Origin of the sequence: Vibrio litoralis DSM 17657, from assembly GCF_000426765.1 — a bacterium.
GTDB lineage: Bacteria > Pseudomonadota > Gammaproteobacteria > Enterobacterales > Vibrionaceae > Vibrio > Vibrio litoralis.
The window spans coordinates 61,854-79,554 of sequence record NZ_AUFZ01000023.1 but is presented as its reverse complement, the minus strand read 5'-3'; the positions used below and the strand labels follow the sequence as shown (position 1 = coordinate 79,554).

General features: G+C 43.6%; 19 protein-coding genes. 13 read left to right on the top strand and 6 right to left on the bottom strand.

What is annotated here, in order from left to right:
• The first annotated feature begins 15 nt into the window (after positions 1–15).
• The 6 genes from K358_RS0109970 (at position 16) to K358_RS0109945 (ending at position 5,210) form a co-directional block, all read left to right on the top strand.
• Positions 16–291, top strand: coding sequence for a chaperone NapD (locus K358_RS0109970; RefSeq protein ID WP_027696684.1), 276 nt, complete (start codon positions 16–18; stop codon positions 289–291).
• Between the two features lie 61 nt (positions 292–352).
• On the top strand, positions 353–2,845 hold the full coding sequence (napA, locus tag K358_RS0109965; RefSeq protein ID WP_027696683.1) for a periplasmic nitrate reductase subunit alpha: 2,493 nt from the start codon (positions 353–355) through the stop codon (positions 2,843–2,845).
• A 79-nt stretch (positions 2,846–2,924) separates the two neighbouring features.
• The gene (locus K358_RS0109960) at positions 2,925–3,404 is read left to right on the top strand and encodes a nitrate reductase cytochrome c-type subunit (protein ID WP_027696682.1); all 480 of its coding nucleotides are present in this window, start codon (positions 2,925–2,927) and stop codon (positions 3,402–3,404) included.
• 69 nt (positions 3,405–3,473) lie between these two features.
• Complete coding sequence (locus tag K358_RS0109955) at positions 3,474–4,049, top strand: NapC/NirT family cytochrome c (RefSeq protein ID WP_027696681.1); 576 nt, start codon at positions 3,474–3,476, stop codon at positions 4,047–4,049.
• Positions 4,050–4,076: 27 nt separating this feature from the next.
• On the top strand, positions 4,077–4,214 hold the full coding sequence (locus K358_RS19035) for a TIGR02808 family protein (protein ID WP_083962801.1): 138 nt from the start codon (positions 4,077–4,079) through the stop codon (positions 4,212–4,214).
• A gap of 240 nt (positions 4,215–4,454) precedes the next feature.
• Positions 4,455–5,210 (top strand): SDR family NAD(P)-dependent oxidoreductase, encoded by a 756-nt coding sequence (locus K358_RS0109945; RefSeq protein WP_027696680.1) that lies wholly within the window; start codon positions 4,455–4,457, stop codon positions 5,208–5,210.
• 170 nt (positions 5,211–5,380) lie between these two features.
• Here the strand turns inward: K358_RS0109945 and K358_RS0109940 are convergent, their stop codons facing one another.
• Complete coding sequence (locus K358_RS0109940) at positions 5,381–5,914, bottom strand: glutathione peroxidase (protein ID WP_027696679.1); 534 nt, start codon at positions 5,912–5,914, stop codon at positions 5,381–5,383.
• 190 nt (positions 5,915–6,104) lie between these two features.
• Between K358_RS0109940 and nirB the strand changes: the two genes are divergently transcribed.
• The 4 genes from nirB (at position 6,105) to cobA (ending at position 10,926) form a co-directional block, all read left to right on the top strand.
• Positions 6,105–8,687: a nitrite reductase large subunit NirB gene (gene nirB, locus K358_RS0109935; protein ID WP_027696678.1), complete on the top strand. Its 2,583-nt coding sequence runs from the start codon at positions 6,105–6,107 to the stop codon at positions 8,685–8,687.
• Positions 8,687–9,049 carry a nitrite reductase small subunit NirD gene (gene nirD, locus K358_RS0109930; RefSeq protein WP_051241270.1) on the top strand — a complete coding sequence of 121 codons (363 nt, stop codon included), beginning with the start codon at positions 8,687–8,689 and terminating at the stop codon, positions 9,047–9,049. Before nirB ends, nirD begins: the two co-directional genes overlap by 1 nt.
• Before the next feature lie 165 nt (positions 9,050–9,214).
• On the top strand, positions 9,215–10,030 hold the full coding sequence (nirC, locus tag K358_RS0109925) for a nitrite transporter NirC (protein WP_027696676.1): 816 nt from the start codon (positions 9,215–9,217) through the stop codon (positions 10,028–10,030).
• A 140-nt stretch (positions 10,031–10,170) separates the two neighbouring features.
• The gene (gene cobA / locus K358_RS0109920; protein ID WP_027696675.1) at positions 10,171–10,926 is read left to right on the top strand and encodes a uroporphyrinogen-III C-methyltransferase; all 756 of its coding nucleotides are present in this window, start codon (positions 10,171–10,173) and stop codon (positions 10,924–10,926) included.
• Positions 10,927–10,941: 15 nt separating this feature from the next.
• Here cobA and K358_RS0109915 read toward each other — a convergent pair whose 3' ends face one another.
• Genes K358_RS0109915 through K358_RS0109905 form a run of 3 tightly spaced genes read right to left on the bottom strand, consistent with a single transcriptional unit; the run spans position 10,942 to position 12,114 of the window.
• Positions 10,942–11,211, bottom strand: coding sequence for a GIY-YIG nuclease family protein (locus K358_RS0109915; RefSeq protein WP_038150061.1), 270 nt, complete (start codon positions 11,209–11,211; stop codon positions 10,942–10,944).
• A gap of 3 nt (positions 11,212–11,214) precedes the next feature.
• Positions 11,215–11,871, bottom strand: a complete 657-nt coding sequence (locus K358_RS0109910) for a YceH family protein (RefSeq protein WP_027696673.1) — start codon at positions 11,869–11,871, stop codon at positions 11,215–11,217.
• Between the two features lie 33 nt (positions 11,872–11,904).
• A complete protein-coding gene (locus K358_RS0109905) occupies positions 11,905–12,114 on the bottom strand; it encodes a hypothetical protein (protein WP_027696672.1) in 210 nt (69 codons plus the stop codon).
• A gap of 309 nt (positions 12,115–12,423) precedes the next feature.
• Between K358_RS0109905 and K358_RS0109900 the strand changes: the two genes are divergently transcribed.
• Positions 12,424–12,744, top strand: coding sequence for a DUF496 family protein (locus K358_RS0109900; RefSeq protein WP_027696671.1), 321 nt, complete (start codon positions 12,424–12,426; stop codon positions 12,742–12,744).
• A gap of 111 nt (positions 12,745–12,855) precedes the next feature.
• Positions 12,856–13,518, top strand: coding sequence for a DUF2057 family protein (locus tag K358_RS0109895; RefSeq protein WP_027696670.1), 663 nt, complete (start codon positions 12,856–12,858; stop codon positions 13,516–13,518).
• A 151-nt stretch (positions 13,519–13,669) separates the two neighbouring features.
• Here the strand turns inward: K358_RS0109895 and K358_RS0109890 are convergent, their stop codons facing one another.
• Positions 13,670–14,998, bottom strand: a complete 1,329-nt coding sequence (locus tag K358_RS0109890; RefSeq protein WP_027696669.1) for a DEAD/DEAH box helicase — start codon at positions 14,996–14,998, stop codon at positions 13,670–13,672.
• A gap of 112 nt (positions 14,999–15,110) precedes the next feature.
• Positions 15,111–16,106, bottom strand: coding sequence for a catabolite repressor/activator (gene cra, locus K358_RS0109885; RefSeq protein ID WP_027696668.1), 996 nt, complete (start codon positions 16,104–16,106; stop codon positions 15,111–15,113).
• 451 nt (positions 16,107–16,557) lie between these two features.
• Here cra and fruB point away from each other — a divergent pair, with 451 nt between their 5' ends.
• Positions 16,558–17,691, top strand: a complete 1,134-nt coding sequence (fruB, locus tag K358_RS0109880; RefSeq protein WP_027696667.1) for a fused PTS fructose transporter subunit IIA/HPr protein — start codon at positions 16,558–16,560, stop codon at positions 17,689–17,691.
• Positions 17,692–17,701: the final 10 nt, after the last annotated feature.

The following is a 17,701-nucleotide window of genomic DNA, read 5'->3' as shown; positions in this document are numbered from 1 at the left end:
ATTATAGAGAGCACAATGTCGCTTAACGAAGTTCATATCTCAAGTTTAGTCGTTCATGTTATGCCAGAGCATTTAGCTTCCACAAAAACGACTATTGAGTCTTTTGATGGAACCGAAATATACGGCGAAAGTGAAGAAGGGAAATTAGTGGTGGTGATTGAAACCGAAAATCAAGGTTACATCACCGACACCATTGATGCGATCAACCAACTTGATCACGTCTTAAGCACCGCATTAGTTTTTCATCAAATCGAAGACAATCTCGATGATGAAACGGAAATAACGGAATAATAACAATTAAGTACTTAATTATTTTAAGTAAAACACTGGATTAAAAACCCGAGGGTGATGTATGAAAATGACAAGACGTGCGTTTGTTAAAGCAAACGCAGCCGCTTCCGCCGCCGCCGTCGCAGGGATAACCCTCCCCGCTTCTGCTACTAACCTGATTGTAAGCTCAGACGAAACGGCCATCAAATGGGATAAAGCTCCATGCCGCTTTTGTGGTACTGGTTGTTCGGTTTTAGTTGGTACTCAAAATGGCCGCGTTGTGGCAACACAAGGTGACCCTGAGGCGCCAGTAAACAAAGGTCTGAACTGCATTAAAGGCTACTTCTTATCGAAAATCATGTACGGTAAAGACCGTTTGAATACGCCATTGCTGCGTATGAAAGATGGTAAGTTCGATAAGAATGGTGAGTTTGCACCGGTTTCTTGGGATCAAGCTTTCGATGTAATGGCTGAGAAATTCAAAAAAGCCATCAAAGAAAAAGGTCCTACTAGCGTCGGTATGTTCGGCTCTGGTCAATGGACGGTGATGGAAGGTTACGCGGCTTCTAAATTAATGAAGGCTGGCTTCCGTTCTAACAATATCGACCCGAATGCTCGTCACTGTATGGCTTCTGCGGTAGTGGGTTTCATGCGTACTTTCGGTATTGATGAGCCAATGGGTTGTTATGATGACTTCGAACACGCGGATTCTTTCGTGCTTTGGGGTTCAAACATGGCAGAAATGCACCCAGTACTTTGGACTCGCATTACTGACCGTCGTTTAAGTCACCCACATGTGAAAGTAAACGTTCTTTCAACTTACTATCACCGTTCTTTTGAATTAGCTGATCGCGGCATGGTTTTCCACCCTCAATCAGACCTTGCGATTGCTAACTTCATTGCTAACTACATCATCCAAAACGATGCGGTAAACTGGGATTTCGTAAATAAGCACACCCACTTTAAACAAGCAACAACCGATATCGGTTATGGCTTGCGTGATGACGATCCTCTACAGCTAAAAGCGAAAAACCCGAACTCAGGCGATATGGCTGATATCAGCTTTGAAGCCTACAAAAAATCAGTGGCGCCATACACGGTAGAAAAAGCTTCTGAAATGTCAGGTGTACTACCGGAAGATCTGATTGAACTAGCCAAGCAATATGCGGATCCAAACCGTAAAGTGATGTCACTTTGGACGATGGGTATGAACCAACATACTCGTGGCGTTTGGATGCAAAGCCTAGTGTACAACCTACACTTACTAACCGGTAAAATCTCAGAACCAGGCAACAGCCCGTTCTCATTAACCGGCCAGCCATCTGCATGTGGTACTGCTCGTGAAGTAGGTACATTCTCACACCGCCTACCAGCAGATATGGTTGTCGCAAACCCTAAACACCGTGCGATTGCTGAGAAAATTTGGAAACTACCTGAAGGTACTATTCCACCAAAACCAGGCTTCCACGCAGTACAGCAAGATCGCATGTTGAATGACGGCGTACTAAATGCTTACTGGGTAATGTGTAACAACAACATGCAAGCCGGTCCGAACATCAACACTGAACGTCTACCGGGTTACCGTAACCCTGATAACTTCATTGTATGTTCAGACCCATACCCAACAGTCACCGCGCAAGCCTCTGACCTTATTCTTCCAACCGCAATGTGGATTGAAAAAGAAGGCGCTTACGGTAACGCAGAACGCCGTACTCAAGCTTGGTACCAACAAGTATCACCTGTTGAAGGGGCAAGATCTGACCTTTGGCAAATCATGGAGTTCTCAAAACGCTTCAAGATTGAAGAAGTGTGGCCTGAAGAGCTGATGGCGAAAGCACCAGAGCTTCGCGGAAAAACCATGTACGACATCTTATTCCGCAACGGTAATGTTGATAAGTTCCCGTTAGAAGAAGCGCAAGAGCTTAACGATGATGCGAAAGCTGCTGGTTTCTACGTACAAAAAGGCCTGTTTGAAGAATACGCTGAATTTGGTCGTGGTCACGGTCATGACTTAGCGCCTTACGATGTTTACCACACTGTACGTGGTCTACGTTGGCCGGTTGTCGATGGCAAAGAAACGCTATGGCGCTTTAACCCAGAATATGACCCATACGCAAAACGTGCTGGTCGTGACTTCTACGGTAAGCCAGATGGTAAAGCTCTGATCATTTCAGCGCCTTACGAAGCGCCACCAGAAGTGCCAAATGAAGAGTTCGATTTATGGCTATGTACTGGTCGTGTTCTTGAGCACTGGCACACCGGCACCATGACACGTCGTGTACCTGAGCTATACAAAGCCGTACCGGATGCACACTGTTTCATCCACCCAGATGATGCAGAAGCTCGTAACTTACGTCGTGGTGATGAAGTACTGATTGCATCACCACGTGGTGAAGTGCGCGCCCGTGTTGAAACTCGTGGTCGTAACCGTCCGCCACAAGGCTTGGTTTTCGTACCGTTCTTTGATGCTCGCATCCTAGTCAATAAATTGATTTTAGATGCGACCGACCCACTATCTAAGCAGACTGACTATAAGAAATGTCCTGTGAAGATCACGAAAGTTGGCAGTGTTTAAACCTGTTTAAGCACGAGCAATAAGAAATGAAGGTCACTCAGTAGAGACCTGAGTGACCAACAAAGAATCGGAGAAGATTATGAAAAAAATCATCATGGCATTGATCGCTACAAGTACATTGATCATGGGTGCTGTACAAGCTGAAGATGGTGACATCATTACCCCTGCTGAAACTAACCCAGGTGGTATCGGTGGTGTTCAATCATTACGTGGTAGTGCTGAACTTGAAGCAACACGCCCTGCCGACGACTTTAAACGTTTCCCAAAAGACCACAAAGTCGATAGCAACTATGTATATCAACCACCATTGATTCCACATACTATTCGTAACTACGAAGTATCGCTAAACGCGAACAAATGTCTTGCTTGTCATAGCTGGAAAAATGCGAAAGACATGGGCGCGACAAAAATCAGTGTAACGCACTACGTAAACCGTCAAGATGCCGTATTGTCTGACGTATCACCTCGTCGTTACTTCTGTTTGCAATGTCACGTACCTCAAGCAGATGCCAAACCGTTAGTAGAAAACAAATATGAGCCAGTAGACTCATTAAAATAAACGCTGCGCCTAGGTGAGCTTTAAATCAATGAGATGAAAGAGTAAGCCTAGGCCAAAAGAGAGACGATTATGAAAATCTTAAAAAACTTTTGGAAGCGTTTATCCACCCCAAGTAAAGCAGCTGCAGGCGTTATCCTGTTTATGGGCTTTATGGGTGGTCTACTCTTCTGGGGTGCATTTAACACCGGTATGGAAGCGACCAACACAGAAGAATTTTGTTCTGGTTGTCACGCGCCTATCGTGAAAGAGATTCGTGAAACTATTCACTACTCTAACCGCTCTGGTGTTCGTGCCATTTGTTCAGACTGTCACGTGCCACATCAGTGGACAGACAAAATTGTACGTAAAGTACAAGCATCAAAAGAACTACTTTTCCACTTTATCGGTACCATTGATACCGAAGAGAAATTTAAAGAGCGTCGTGGCCATCTTGCTCACCGTGAGTGGCAAAGGATGAAAGATAACGACTCGAAAGAATGTCGTAACTGTCACCAATTTAACTACATGGATTTCTCAGAACAAGGTCCGCGTGCCATCAAGCAGCACTCGACAGCACTTGCTGATGGCGATAAAACCTGTGTAGATTGTCATAAAGGCATCGCACATAAATTGCCTGACATGAGAGATGTGGAAGGCTGGCAATAAACCACCAGATAAAAAGGAGAAAGATTTATGGGTACTCTAGAATACGTTATCTGGCATATATTAGGTTACGCAGCCATGCCTGCGATTATCCTAGGTGGATTTGCTGCTGTGGCGGCCATTTGCATCGCTATTTTATCTTTCACTAAAGATAAGCAAATCGACTAGCCTGTCGTTTACTAGCTTTTATACCCGAAGTAACTGGGTGTATATAAATCGCCTGAATAGTTAATTATTCAGGCGATTTTTTTATCCGATCTAAAATGGTACCCAAATAACTTCTACTAGATGATAAATTCACTCATCTATTTCTTTGTTATGCCTCATTTATCTCGGTATGATTAACTGCAATAGGACAGCCTCTCGCTACTCCGCCATTCTTTATCACTTTCAAACAAGGAACGATTTATGACAAATATCGCTTTTATCACAGGTGCAACTTCTGGGTTTGGCCGGGCCGCTGCGCGTCGTTTTGCTCAAGATGGTTGGTCGTTAGTTTTATCTGGCCGTCGCATGGAACGTTTAATTGAATTGAAAGAAGAGTTAAGCGGCGTTCCGGTACATATTATTCAACTCGATGTTCGTGATGATCAAGCGGTGAAAACGGCCGTTGCCGAACTGCCTGCCGAGTTTGCCCAAATCAAATTATTGATTAACAATGCTGGCCTTGCTCTTGCACCACAAAGTGCTGAAAAGGTCGATCTTAAAGATTGGCATACTATGATTGACACCAACATCACTGGTTTGGTCAATGTCACTCATGCCTTACTGCCTACCTTAATTGAAACCGGCGCTGGTTCGAGCGTAATTAACATTGGTTCCATTGCGGGCGAATGGCCTTACCCTGGTAGCCATGTTTACGGTGCGAGCAAAGCCTTTGTAAAACAATTTAGCTACAACTTACGTTGTGATTTATTAGGCACCGGCGTGCGTGTCACGGATATTGCCCCAGGCATGGCGGAAACCGAATTTACACTAGTTCGTACCAAAGGCGATCAGACTGCCTCTGATAATTTATACAAAACCACCACTCCGCTAAGCGCTGAAGATATTGCTGAGCAAATGTTCTATGTTGCGACATTACCTGATCACATCAACATCAACCGATTAGAAGTCATGCCAACTCGTCAAGCTTGGTCGCCATTTGCAGTTGATCGTGATTAATAGCAGTAGCAGTCACAATAATAATTAAGCAACGCATACAAAAAAGCTTCCAGTTAATTGGAAGCTTTTTTATTGGATTCATCCTCAGACTATCTATAGCCAAAGTAATTGGAGTTGCAGTGAGGCGAATGAGTGCAGTAAACAAAGCTGCATCTTCAAGTACGAAGGATTTAGAGTAACTTTTCAATATCTTCAGCAAGCTCTTCCGCCGAATAGGTTGGCGAATAACGCTCAACCACTTTACCCTCTCCATCGACAAGAAACTTGGTAAAGTTCCACTTGAGTTCTCCATCATCAAAAACTTGGCCAATTGAAGTTAGCTTTTCAAGTAGGCCTTCTGAGGCATCATTAGATTTATCGTCATGGCGCTGCATTTTCAAATGCTTAAATAATGGATCGGCATCTGGACCATTGACTTCAATTTTGGAAAAGTTGGTAAAGCTCACGCCATAATTCACCTGACAGAAATCCATAATGCCTTGATCATCTTCTGGCGATTGCTCCAAAAACTGATTACAAGGAAAGCCCAGCACTTCAAATCCTTTCTCTTTATAGGCTTGATGTAGCTTTTCTAAACCTTCTAGCTGCGGCGTTAGGCCACACTTGGTTGCAATATTCACAATCAATAATGTCTTGCCGTGATACTTAGACAAGCTAACTAAATCACCCGACACCGCTCTTACTTTAAAGTCATGTACATTCATCTAAATCACTCCTTAATTATCTTCTTGCAAAAGCTATTTACACCTTACACTTTTACCTACTCTTTGGTACTACCATTTTAGGGCTACCACTTTAGGGTAGTTTGAGCCCAGAATTGATTTGAATCAGTATTCTTGGTCACGATTTCGCCATGATGAGTTCAGTTAATTTATTTTTATGGGCGAAATATATATGAATAAGATCAAACTCGTCGTCATCGGTAACGGCATGGTTGGCCACCGTTTTATCGAAGATATCGTCGAAAAAGGTGACTTAAACCAGTACGAAATCACCGCCTTTTGTGAAGAACCACGTGTTGCTTATGACCGAGTTCATCTCTCTTCATACTTCTCCCATCACACGGCTGATGAGCTATCTCTTGTTAAAGAAGGCTTTTATCAAAAACATGGCATCAATGTCTTAATTGGTGAACGTGCCATTAATATTAGTCGTGAAAACAAAACCGTGTACTCAAGCTCTGGTCGTGAAGTGCAATATGACAAGTTGATCATGGCGACCGGCTCTTACCCATTCGTGCCGCCAATTAAAGGCAACGAAAGTAAAGACTGCTTTGTATACCGTACGATTGAAGATTTAAAAGCGATTGAAGCGACTGCGAAGAAAAGCAAAAGCGGCGCAGTAATCGGTGGTGGCTTACTGGGTCTTGAAGCGGCTGGTGCATTAAAAGCACTCGGTGTTGAAACTCATGTAATCGAATTTGCGCCAGTATTAATGGCGGAGCAGCTTGATCTACAAGGCGGCTTAAAGCTACGCAACAAAATTGAACGTATGGGCGTACAAGTTCATACCAGCAAAAATACATTAGAGATCTTACCTCAAGGTGACAGCGCCCGTAACACCATGAAGTTTGCAGATGGCACCGATTTAGAAGTCGACTTTATCGTGTTCTCTGCGGGTATTCGCCCACAAGATCGTCTATCTCGCCAAGCAGAATTAGAAATTGGCCCACGCGGCGGAATCGCCATTAACGATAACTGCCAAACCTCTGATCCAGATATCTACGCAGTTGGTGAATGTGCTTCTTGGAATGGCATCTTCTTTGGCTTAGTGGCTCCAGGTTACAAAATGGCGCAAGTGGCGGTTGACCATCTACTAGGCAATACAGAAAGCCAATTCACTGGTGCAGACATGAGTGCCAAGCTGAAATTACTGGGCGTAAAAGTGGGTAGTATTGGTGATGCAAACGGCCGTACCCCAAACTGTAAGAGCTTTGTTTACCAAAACGATGAAGAAGACGTGTATAAGCGCTTGATCGTATCTGCAGACAACAAGAAGCTTCTCGGTGCAGTATTAGTTGGCGATACGTCTGATTATGGCAACCTACTACAGCTGCACTTGAATGATATGGATCTACCTGAGCATCCAGACACCTTAATTCTGCCTGCTCATGCTGGTGCAGAAAAACCATCAATGGGTGCCGATGCACTACCTGATTCAGCGGTAATCTGTTCTTGTTTTGATGTGACGAAAGGCAAAATTGCTGCCGCGGTTGCCGAAGGCCACACCACACTCGGTGATATCAAAATGGTCACCAAAGCTGGTACAGGTTGTGGCGGTTGTGTACCAATGATCACACAAGTGCTGAACGCAGAATTAGCCAAAGCCGGTATTGAAGTTAAAAATCATATCTGTGAGCATTTCGAATATTCTCGCCAAGAGCTATTCCACCTATGCCGCATTGAAGGCATTCGTTCATTCGATCAACTACTTGAAAAACACGGTCACGGTTATGGCTGTGAAGTATGTAAGCCAACAGTAGGCTCTATCTTAGCGTCTTGCTGGGGCGACCACGTATTAAAACCACAACACGTTGGCCTGCAAGATACCAATGACAACTTCCTTGGCAACATGCAAAAAGATGGCACTTACTCTGTTATCCCTCGTATGGCTGGCGGTGAAGTGACACCTCAAGCGCTAGCAGCACTGGCCGATGTTGCAGCAGAATACAATCTTTACACCAAAATCACTGGCGCACAGCGTATTGGTTTATTTGGCGCGCAAAAAGATGATCTTCCGGCCATCTGGAAAAAACTCATCGAAGCAGGTTATGAAACCGGTCAAGCCTATGCCAAAGCACTGCGTATGGCGAAAACCTGCGTAGGCAGCACTTGGTGTCGTTTCGGGGTGCAAGATAGTGTTGGACTAGGTTCGTACTTAGAAAACCGTTACAAAGGCATTCGTACCCCTCACAAGATGAAGTTCGGTGTGTCTGGCTGTACTCGTGAGTGTGCGGAAGCTCAAGGTAAAGATTTAGGCATCATCGCCACCGATGCAGGCTGGAACATGTATGTGTGTGGTAACGGCGGTATGAACCCTCGTCACGGTGACCTACTGGCTTCTGATTTAGATAAAGAAACACTAATCAAATACATCGACCGTTTCATGATGTTCTACATCCGTACCGCGGATAAATTGCAACGTACTTCAGTATGGCTAGAAAACCTAGAAGGCGGCGTAGACTACCTACGTAAAGTGATTGTCGATGACACATTAGGCATCAATGAGCAACTTGAGAAAGACGTTCAAACACTAGTCGACAGCTACACCTGTGAGTGGACTGATACGATTAATGATGAAAGCCAGCTAACCCGTTTTGCCCACTTCATCAACAGTGATGCTCGCGATGAAAATGTAGTATTTGTTCCAGAGCGTGAACAACACCGCCCTGCGACATTTACTGAGAAGCACCCGCACTTACGTGGTGACATCCTACACACCGACCTAAACGATAAAAAAGTAACGGAGGAAGCGTAATGACTAGTCAACCAAATACACCGCAAAAAAGTCATAAACTTAGCTGGGTAAAAGTTTGTGCGCTGAGCGACATTACGCCAAAAACTGGGGTTTGTGCCCTAGTCAACGGTAAGCAAGTTGCGATCTTCCGTCCACGTTTTGATGAGCAACTTTTTGCCATCAACAACATGGACCCGTTTGCTCAATCGAACGTGCTCTCTCGCGGTTTAATCTGTGAACACGATGGTGAGCTTTGGGTGGCCAGCCCGCTGAAAAAACAACGCTTCAACCTAGAAACCGGTCGTTGCCTTGAAGATGAAACCATGAGCGTACAAGCCTATGAGATTCGTGTGAAAGGTAATGAGATTGAGGTGAAAGCGTAAACGGTTTTCGAAATCTCGTGACTCGTTTCTCGGACTGCCCTTTCGAGAAACGAGATTCGATAAACGAGCACCGTTAATAAGTTTCCATACTCATAGCGATTCTCTTTCAATCCCGAATCGCTATCAGTATTCAAACTTTAATTTTAACTTTTGTAGGAAATCACTATGTACGCAGACACCATTAAAAAGTGCTCGAACAACGCGGCTCGTATCGTCAAGCTTGCTGATAATAACCCACTGGGTTTTTGGATTAGCTCAGCGATGGCGGGCGCTTATGTCGGCATCGGCATTATTTTAATTTTCACTTTCGGCAACCTTGTTGATCCTTCTATTCGTTCGCTAGTAATGGGCGCAACTTTTGGTATCGCATTAACATTGGTGATCATTGCAGGCTCTGAACTGTTCACAGGTCACACTATGTTTTTGGCGTTTGGCGCATTAACCGGCCAAGTGTCTTGGAAAGATAATGCGCGCATCTTGCCACAAACTTGGCTAGGTAACTTAATCGGCTCAGTATTAGTCGCTTACCTATTCTTCCTTGCTGGCGGTGGTAATCTTCTACCTGATGCAAAAAGCTTCTTACACGCAGCAGCCCTAGGTAAAACAGCAGCGCCTGCTAGCGTATTATTCTTTAAAGGCATTCTATGTAACTGGTTAGTGTGTCTAGCAATTTGGATGTGTCAACGTGTTGAAGGTACTGGTAAATTCATCGCGATCTGGTGGTGTTTATTGGCTTTCATCGGCGCAGGGTTTGAGCACTCAATTGCTAACATGACTATCTTTGCACTTTCTTATTTTGGCAACCATTCAGATGCGTTCACTCTAGGTGGTATCTGGCATAACCTATTATGGGTATCATTAGGTAATATCGTTTCAGGTGCTATCTTTATGGCGGTGGGTTACTGGTTAGCGACTCCAAAAACAGAACGTCCAGTTTTTGATAAAGAAGAAGTTGAACAGGTACAGGAAGTAAAAGCGTAAACGTTCCTCGGCTACTCGTGGCTCGTTACTCGTTACTCGGCACTGGTTTTGATGAAATCTTGTTCGAGCAACGAGTCACGAGAATCGCTACACTAAACTCAATCATTGTCTCCTACTTTATTCGGTTTTCGGAGTTCGCTATGCAGGCCACCTACTCTAACGCTCGTCCATTCGTTTCCCTTGTTGGCGCGGGTCCTGGCGATCCGGATTTACTGACCATCAAAGCTTACCGCTTGATTCAATCTGCGGATGTAGTGGTTTATGACCGCTTGGTTTCTGAAGAAATCATGGCATTAGTGAATCCTAATGCCGAGCTATTATTTGTGGGTAAGAAACTGAATCATCATTGTGTGCCGCAAGATCAAATCAACCAAATCTTGGTCGATAAAGCGCTGGAAAATAAACATGTGGTACGTTTGAAAGGCGGTGACCCATTTATCTTTGGTCGTGGTGGTGAAGAGCTAGAAACTCTCGTCGAAAATGGCGTTGAATTTGAAGTCGTGCCGGGGATTACGGCGGCATCGGGTTGCAGTGCTTATGCAGGAATTCCACTAACTCATCGCGATCATGCGCAAAGTGTACAGTTCATTACTGGGCATTTAAAGAAAGAAGGCCAAGATATTCAATGGCCGAGTTTGGCACAGAATAACCACACTCTAGTCTTCTATATGGGGCTCAAACAAGCACCGGTGATTCGCCAAAACTTAATAGAAAATGGGTTATCAGTTGAAACCCCATGTGCCATTGTGGAACGAGGTACTACCCCTCAACAACGTGTTTTAACTGGCACATTAAAAGAATTAGAGTCATTAGCAACACAGGCCATCAGCCCTTCACTTATCATTGTCGGCAGCGTGGTTTCACTACACCAGTCACTCGCGTGGTTTGAGCAATAATATGAGATGACACTATTAAACAATCAGACTTTCTTTCTCCGCTTTACTCAATTTTTTAATACGAATCTCTTCTTTAAGCGCCGCGCTTTTATCCGCCACTTGTTGTGACCAGACTAGTGACAACGGCCCTTTACCTCTTAAATACTTAGCGCCTTTGCCCGTTTGATGCTGCTCAAACCGTCGTTCAAGATCATTGGTAATGCCACAATAAAGCGTCTTGGTTCGAGTACGAATTAAATACACGAACCAAGATTTTTCTATTGGTTGAGAAGGAGTGGTTGGCATACGTTAATCAGCAATCAAGGCTTTCAGCACTTCAACTTGCACTTTCAATTCAGCGACTTGTTGCTCTAACGTGCTGATACGTTCTTCATACTGATTATGACTAGAAGAGACCGCTGTTGGCGTTGCGGTAGCATAAGATTCAACATCCACCTCGCCACAGAACAAATGCTGATAGCGAGATTCACGTTTACCCGGTTCACGCGGCAATTTCACCACTAAAGCCCCTTCTTCGCGCGATGCCATTTGCTCCAATAACGCTTCAACTTGTTTCACATCGCTAAATTCACATAAACGATTGGTGCGAGTACGGATTTCACCGGGTGTTTGCGCACCACGCAGTAGCATGCAACATACAATGCCACGCTCTTGGTCAGTTAACTTCAATGAACCAAATTCGGTATTACAAAAGCGATGACGAAATTTAGACACGCGACTATTGAAACCACTTTCATCCGTCATTAAACGACGATCAATTAAAGCTTGCGCGGCATCCATCACTTCCGCCTCGCTCAACGCCATCACAGGATCGCGGTTGCTTTTTTGATTACAAGCAGTAGTAAGGCTATTTAGCGTTAGTGGATAGTAATCAGGAGTCGTCACTTCTTTTTCAATTAAACAGCCAATGATTCTGGCTTCAACTGGGGTGAGCTCTATATTCATAATATTTATTCCTTGGGCCTGTTACCCATAAAGTCAGTGATCCCAGCGATAAGGGCGATAAATCTGGCGGCCATTATCCGCCACGACGACAATTTGGCTTCGATTCAAATCTAAATCGATTCGTTGCATCATCTTACGCGACTTTAAGTAGGCTTTCTGAAAACGCTGCCGCGTAGTATCTTGGTCAGAAGATTCCGTCGCTGCTAGCGCTTTATTGCCTGCTGTTGAATTATTCTCTGTCATTCTTAATCAGATTATCTATATTTAGATCAACATACTGTCATTAAGATATTGGTTTTCTATAGAAGTAAATCAAGGGTCAAGCCGACAAATACCAGCTCCCAAAATGGAAAAGGGCATCCTCCCTATAATAAATGATGCATTTATAGGCAAACCGACCGTCTTAAATTCAATTCATCACAATGTAAGACTATGCTTTTAAACTTATCCTTATATATTTTGATCTTAACTCTGTTTTGTCTGTTAGGTATATGGTTTAATTTGATGAGATAAATAGGATTTTAGTTAACAACTCTGAATTAGGAAGAAACTATGGCTAACGTATTTGAAATCGTAAACCAAGCTCGTCGCAAGAATAAACTAAAACGTGAAATTCTTGATAATGAAAAGAAAATTCGTGATAACCGCAAGCGTGTTGATCTGCTAGATAATCTACTTGATTACATTCACGCAGGAATGACTCACGAAGAAATCGTTGAAATCATCAAGAACATGAAAGCTGATTATGAAGACCGTGTTGATGATCACATCATCAAAGGCGCTGAAATTTCTAAACAACGTCGTGAAATCAGCCGTAAAATCCGCGAACTGACTGAAGCAGACAAACTACAGCACACAAACGCAAAAAAATAACTGATTCTTTAATATACAAAAGGCCTCTGCTATGAGGCCTTTGTTTCGTTAGTAGAGATTTAACTTTACCGCGCTTTATGTGAAATCACTTAAATCTACAAGGAAATAATAATGGCCCTGAAACGTGTACTTTTAAAACCAATAACACTTTGTGTCCTACTCGGCTTAAGTTCTTCCGCTTTAGCTAATGTTGTCATTAATATCCCTTCTGAAGTCGATGTATTAGCAGCCAATGGCCAAGAAGCAGAGATTGAAGGTGGTTTTTTCTCAAGCACTAAATCTATCACTTTACCGGATGGCGAAAACCAAATAGTCTTCCGTTATAGCCCAGTATTCAAACAAGGTAACGATCAAACAACTGTTACTACTGATGCCATCATCACCAAATTTACGGCCTCAGATACTGAGTTAAATTTTGACCTTCCTAAATACCGTAATGCCGATCTCGCACGAGACTTTGACCGTAACCCAGATTGGAAATTGGTTGATGAAGATGGCAATGCTATCGAAGTGAAACAAGATAAGTTGTTAAAGCCGGGTGTGCAGCTTGGTCGTAACTACGATCAAGAATCAGTTGCTTACAACAAAACCGGTGCCGTAGCAGCCATCGCGCCAGCAACCGCTGCAGTAGCTACAACAGCCGCAGCTCCACCACAAATGCCGGCTAACAGCCAGTACAAAACTACTGAAGAACAAATGCTGCACTACTGGTATGAAAAGGCCGACAGTGAAACTAAGCAACGTTTCCTACAAGCGATTATTCAAGCAAAGTAATACCTATTTCAACCAGCCATTGAAGTTACAGCGAGGCGAATGAGTGCCATCAACAAAGCTGTAACTTCAAGTACCAAGGATATAAAAAGGGCTTATCTACTCTTTCTAGTTAAAGTAGATAAGCCCTTCTTTTATTTGGCTAATTCAAACCTTATTCGTCATCAACGACTGGTTTCTTTTTCTTCTTGATCATGAAGACTTGTTCACCAACATCGACATTTTTATAGAAGCTCTTATCGCGTTTCACTGGCTTCTTAGCTGTATTCGATTTCTTAGTTACTTTCTTCGCACTCGCCGCGCCTTTCTTCACAAAAGGTTTGCGTGGCTTAATGCCTTTAAATTTACCTTTCAAGCCTTCAAGTACTGAGAAGGTCAAATCTTGCTGTAGGTAGGTTTCGACATTCTTAAAGCTCACCCAGTCTTTCGGGCCAACTAATGAGATCGCCGTACCTTTATTACCAGCACGCCCCGTACGCCCCACACGGTGAACGTATTCTTCAGTATGTTTTGGCATATCAAAGTTAATCACGTGGGTTACGTTAGCAATATCAAGACCACGAGATGCTATATCGGTCGTTACAAGAATCTTATGAACGGCACGCTCAAACTGACTCATGATGTTATTACGCTGAGTCTGATTTAACCCACCACTTAACGCCACCGCTTTGAGCTTTTTCTCATTCAGCTTAATGGTTAAACGCTCCGTATCACTACGGGTTGCGGTGAAGATAATCACTTGCTTGTATTCCGCTTCTTCAAGAAGTCGGTCAAGAATCGCTTCTTTATGATCGAGATGATCACAAAGATAAAATGATTGGTCGATATCTTTATGTTCTTCCGCTGATAAGCCAATTGAAATGCGCTTTGGATCCGTTAGCATTTCATTAGACAAGCCGCTTACTTCAGCGTGATCGAGTGTTGCTGAGAACATTAAGGTCTGACGACGACGGTGTTTAGCAGCATTATGAATACGGCGTAATTCTGGAGCAAAACCTAGGTCTAGCATGCGGTCTGCTTCATCAAGAACCAGCGTTTCAACACCTTCTAAATATAAAGAACGATGTTCAAGGTGGTCGGCTAAACGGCCAGGTGTTGCCACGATAAATTTCGGATATTTACGCAGTGCTTTCACTTGGTCATTAAAGTTTTCGCCACCAACAATCAAAGTGCCAGTGTAAGAAAGACCACCTAACATGGCTTTCAGCTCACCGAATACTTGTTTCGCTAGCTCACGAGTTGGAGCTAAAATCACACCACGCGGATCTTTCGCTGAAAGGGATTTTGTTTTTAACGCTTTATGTAGCATAGGCAAAACAAAGGCTAATGTTTTACCCGAACCCGTCTTGGATGAAGCCAATAAGTCTTTACCTGCAATCGCAACCGGAATCGCTTGACGCTGAATATCCGTTGCTTGTGCAAAATTGTAGTGTTGTAGGTTTTTCAGTAGACGATTATCTAAACCAAGATCTTTAAACTGCAAAGGGGTGCTCCAAAAGAAATAAAAATAAACTCATGTGCATAATAGCATAAGGCTTCCGTGGCTCCCTCATACTTTTATCCTCAAGTAACTTCAGAATAGTATTTCAATCCATTCAGACCACTCTATTTCTGACCTTCAACCTACGTGCCACCAGCTCTACTCCGGGCTTATAGCGTTTCGCGGAAGCATTAAGGGCAAGCTCTAACGCGCTGTCAGCAATGGTTTCAAAACGTTGGGATAACGAGTTGATTTTTATCGGTAAGAAATCCAACAAGCGATTGTCACCATAAGTGGCAACGTTAATTTTACTCATCAGTTCTGGGTGTTCGAATAACACATCAAGCACACCTTCAAGCAAAGTGTACGAGGTGGTAATGATCGCGTCTGGCATAGTGCCTTGATCTAGCCATTTTTGCATCGCTGCTCGACCAGTTTGAGAATTAAACAGCGCGCCATACTCGATATGGATCTCTAAAGGCTTATCATGTTGACGAACAGCCGCTTCAAAGCCAAGTTGACGCTCTTTCGATATATTCAAATCGGGCAACGCACCAATCAACCCCACCGAGGCAACACCATCAAACAATACCGAAGAGGTTAAGCTCAGAGCACCCTCAAAATCTTCACTGATCACGCAGCTAAAATATTCATCATCTAATGGTCGGTCGAGCGCAATCACAGGAATTCCGCGCTTTTGAATGCTAGTGTAAAACTCATTGGCATCTGGAATAGAACTTGCGACAAACAACGCATCGATTCGACGACTAACTAAAGCATTGACCACTGACTTTTCAGTTTCCGGATCGTCATCAGAACTGCCAATCAAAATTTGATAGCCCGCCTGACGAGAATTAAATTCCAATAATTTAGCAAGACGCGCATAACTGTTGTTTTCTAAATCAGGGATCACAAGCCCAAATGAACGGCTTTGCCCGGCACGTAAAGAAGAAGCGGCATGATCCGGTTGATATTGATGTTCTTCTACTACCGCCATTACTTTTTGCTGAGTTTTCTGGCTAATCCGGTATTTGGTTGCCTTGCCATTAATGACATAACTGGCGGTGGTTTTTGACACGCCTGCCAGTTTGGCTATTTCATCAAGTGTCATCTGGTTAACCCCTTTCACTCACGGTTCTGTGCACTGGATCAAAAATCTATCGTTCCGATCATTATGTTATTTGAATTATAAGCTGAATCGATTCAGTATAAAAGCTGAAAGAATTCAGCAAATTTGAAGTCTGGTCACATTAACTAAAAAATCTCTTATCTACTAAGCTGTATAAATAAGAATTTTTAACCCTAATTGAAGACAAGACATGATTCGCTGAATTTTTTTACTAAACAGCTGAATCGATTCAGCCATACATAATTAGAGAGCTGAACTACTACCATTGATAAATTACCCAAAGTAATTGAAGTTGCAGTGAGGCGACAAGTGAATGAGGCCCCATGAGCATAGCTCGCCTATGTGATTGGGGCGAATGAACGCCGGCAACAAAGCTGCAGCTTCAAGTACGACGGGTATAGATATCGGCTCCCAAACAAACAGAGGCACGACAATGCTTATTTTAACACCTCAAGAAGTGACGCTTGCTCAAACGGCATCAGACAAGACTGCAGCCATTAAAAATATTGCCGCCACATTAACTCAACAAGGTTATGTGGAATCCGGCTATGTCGAAGGCATGCTGACTCGTGAAGGACAATCTTCAACCTTTTTAGGCAATGGTATCGCCATTCCACACGGCACTACCGATACACGTGGCCTAGTGCAAAAAACCGGCGTGAGTGTGCATCACTTCCCAGAAGGTGTGGATTGGGGAAATGGTACGGTTTATGTGGCGATTGGTATTGCTGCAAAATCTGACGAGCACTTGGGCATCTTAAAACAACTGACCAAAGTACTTTCTGCCGATGGTGTTGAAACCGCGCTGAAAGATGCCAAAACCGAGCAAGACATCATCAATGTGTTAAATGGCCAAACTCAGTTAATGGCAGATTTTGACGCTTCATTAATTCAGTTGAAATTTCCAGCCAGTGATATGCTGCAAATGACTGCTGTCGCCGGTGGCCTACTTCGTAATACAGGTTGCACGACTGATGAATACATTTCAGAGATCATCACCAAAACGCCAACCGATCTAGGTAACGGCCTATGGTTAATCAGTGGTGGTGCCGGCGTTAATCGCTCTGCGATGTCATTTGTTTCAACCGCTAATGATTGTGAATTTGAAGGCAAACCAGTCAAAGGGTTAATTGCTTTTGCCGCTTGTAATGCCAGCCATAAGCCACTGCTTTATAAACTGACTCAATTAATCTTATCTAAGCGTCAAAATGAGATTTTAGAGGGCGATAGCAATCAACTACTTGAGCTATTCGACCTATCTGAAAAAGCACCAGAAATGAGCGAAGAAGCCGCCAATAGCGCGACATTTAAAATCAAAAACACCCACGGTTTACACGCTCGCCCTGGCGCGATGTTAGTAGCCGAAGCTAAGAAGTTTGAATCTGCGATTCGCGTTGAAAACTTAGATGGCGAAGGCGGCAGTGTAAATGCTAAAAGCTTAATGAAGGTTATCGCGTTAGGCGTAAAACATGGCCACCGCCTACAATTTACTGCCGATGGCGCTGATGCAGAGTTAGCACTTACTTCAATTGGTAAAGCAATTGAATCAGGCCTTGGTGAAGGTTAAGGAAGTAACT

What these genes read in the sequence shown, in the direction of transcription:
- fruB (WP_027696667.1), top strand. Translation starts at nt 16,558, where the DNA reads ATGCTTATTTTAACACCTCAAGAAGTGACGCTTGCTCAAACGGCATCA.
- K358_RS0109905 (WP_027696672.1), bottom strand. Translation starts at nt 12,114, where the DNA reads ATGACAGAGAATAATTCAACAGCAGGCAATAAAGCGCTAGCAGCGACG.
- K358_RS0109900 (WP_027696671.1), top strand. Translation starts at nt 12,424, where the DNA reads ATGGCTAACGTATTTGAAATCGTAAACCAAGCTCGTCGCAAGAATAAA.
- K358_RS19035 (WP_083962801.1), top strand. Translation starts at nt 4,077, where the DNA reads ATGGGTACTCTAGAATACGTTATCTGGCATATATTAGGTTACGCAGCC.
- nirD (WP_051241270.1), top strand. Translation starts at nt 8,687, where the DNA reads ATGACTAGTCAACCAAATACACCGCAAAAAAGTCATAAACTTAGCTGG.
- K358_RS0109945 (WP_027696680.1), top strand. Translation starts at nt 4,455, where the DNA reads ATGACAAATATCGCTTTTATCACAGGTGCAACTTCTGGGTTTGGCCGG.
- K358_RS0109915 (WP_038150061.1), bottom strand. Translation starts at nt 11,211, where the DNA reads ATGCCAACCACTCCTTCTCAACCAATAGAAAAATCTTGGTTCGTGTAT.
- cobA (WP_027696675.1), top strand. Translation starts at nt 10,171, where the DNA reads ATGCAGGCCACCTACTCTAACGCTCGTCCATTCGTTTCCCTTGTTGGC.
- K358_RS0109895 (WP_027696670.1), top strand. Translation starts at nt 12,856, where the DNA reads ATGGCCCTGAAACGTGTACTTTTAAAACCAATAACACTTTGTGTCCTA.
- nirC (WP_027696676.1), top strand. Translation starts at nt 9,215, where the DNA reads ATGTACGCAGACACCATTAAAAAGTGCTCGAACAACGCGGCTCGTATC.
- K358_RS0109970 (WP_027696684.1), top strand. Translation starts at nt 16, where the DNA reads ATGTCGCTTAACGAAGTTCATATCTCAAGTTTAGTCGTTCATGTTATG.
- K358_RS0109960 (WP_027696682.1), top strand. Translation starts at nt 2,925, where the DNA reads ATGAAAAAAATCATCATGGCATTGATCGCTACAAGTACATTGATCATG.
- K358_RS0109910 (WP_027696673.1), bottom strand. Translation starts at nt 11,871, where the DNA reads ATGAATATAGAGCTCACCCCAGTTGAAGCCAGAATCATTGGCTGTTTA.
- K358_RS0109955 (WP_027696681.1), top strand. Translation starts at nt 3,474, where the DNA reads ATGAAAATCTTAAAAAACTTTTGGAAGCGTTTATCCACCCCAAGTAAA.
- nirB (WP_027696678.1), top strand. Translation starts at nt 6,105, where the DNA reads ATGAATAAGATCAAACTCGTCGTCATCGGTAACGGCATGGTTGGCCAC.
- cra (WP_027696668.1), bottom strand. Translation starts at nt 16,106, where the DNA reads ATGACACTTGATGAAATAGCCAAACTGGCAGGCGTGTCAAAAACCACC.
- napA (WP_027696683.1), top strand. Translation starts at nt 353, where the DNA reads ATGAAAATGACAAGACGTGCGTTTGTTAAAGCAAACGCAGCCGCTTCC.
- K358_RS0109940 (WP_027696679.1), bottom strand. Translation starts at nt 5,914, where the DNA reads ATGAATGTACATGACTTTAAAGTAAGAGCGGTGTCGGGTGATTTAGTT.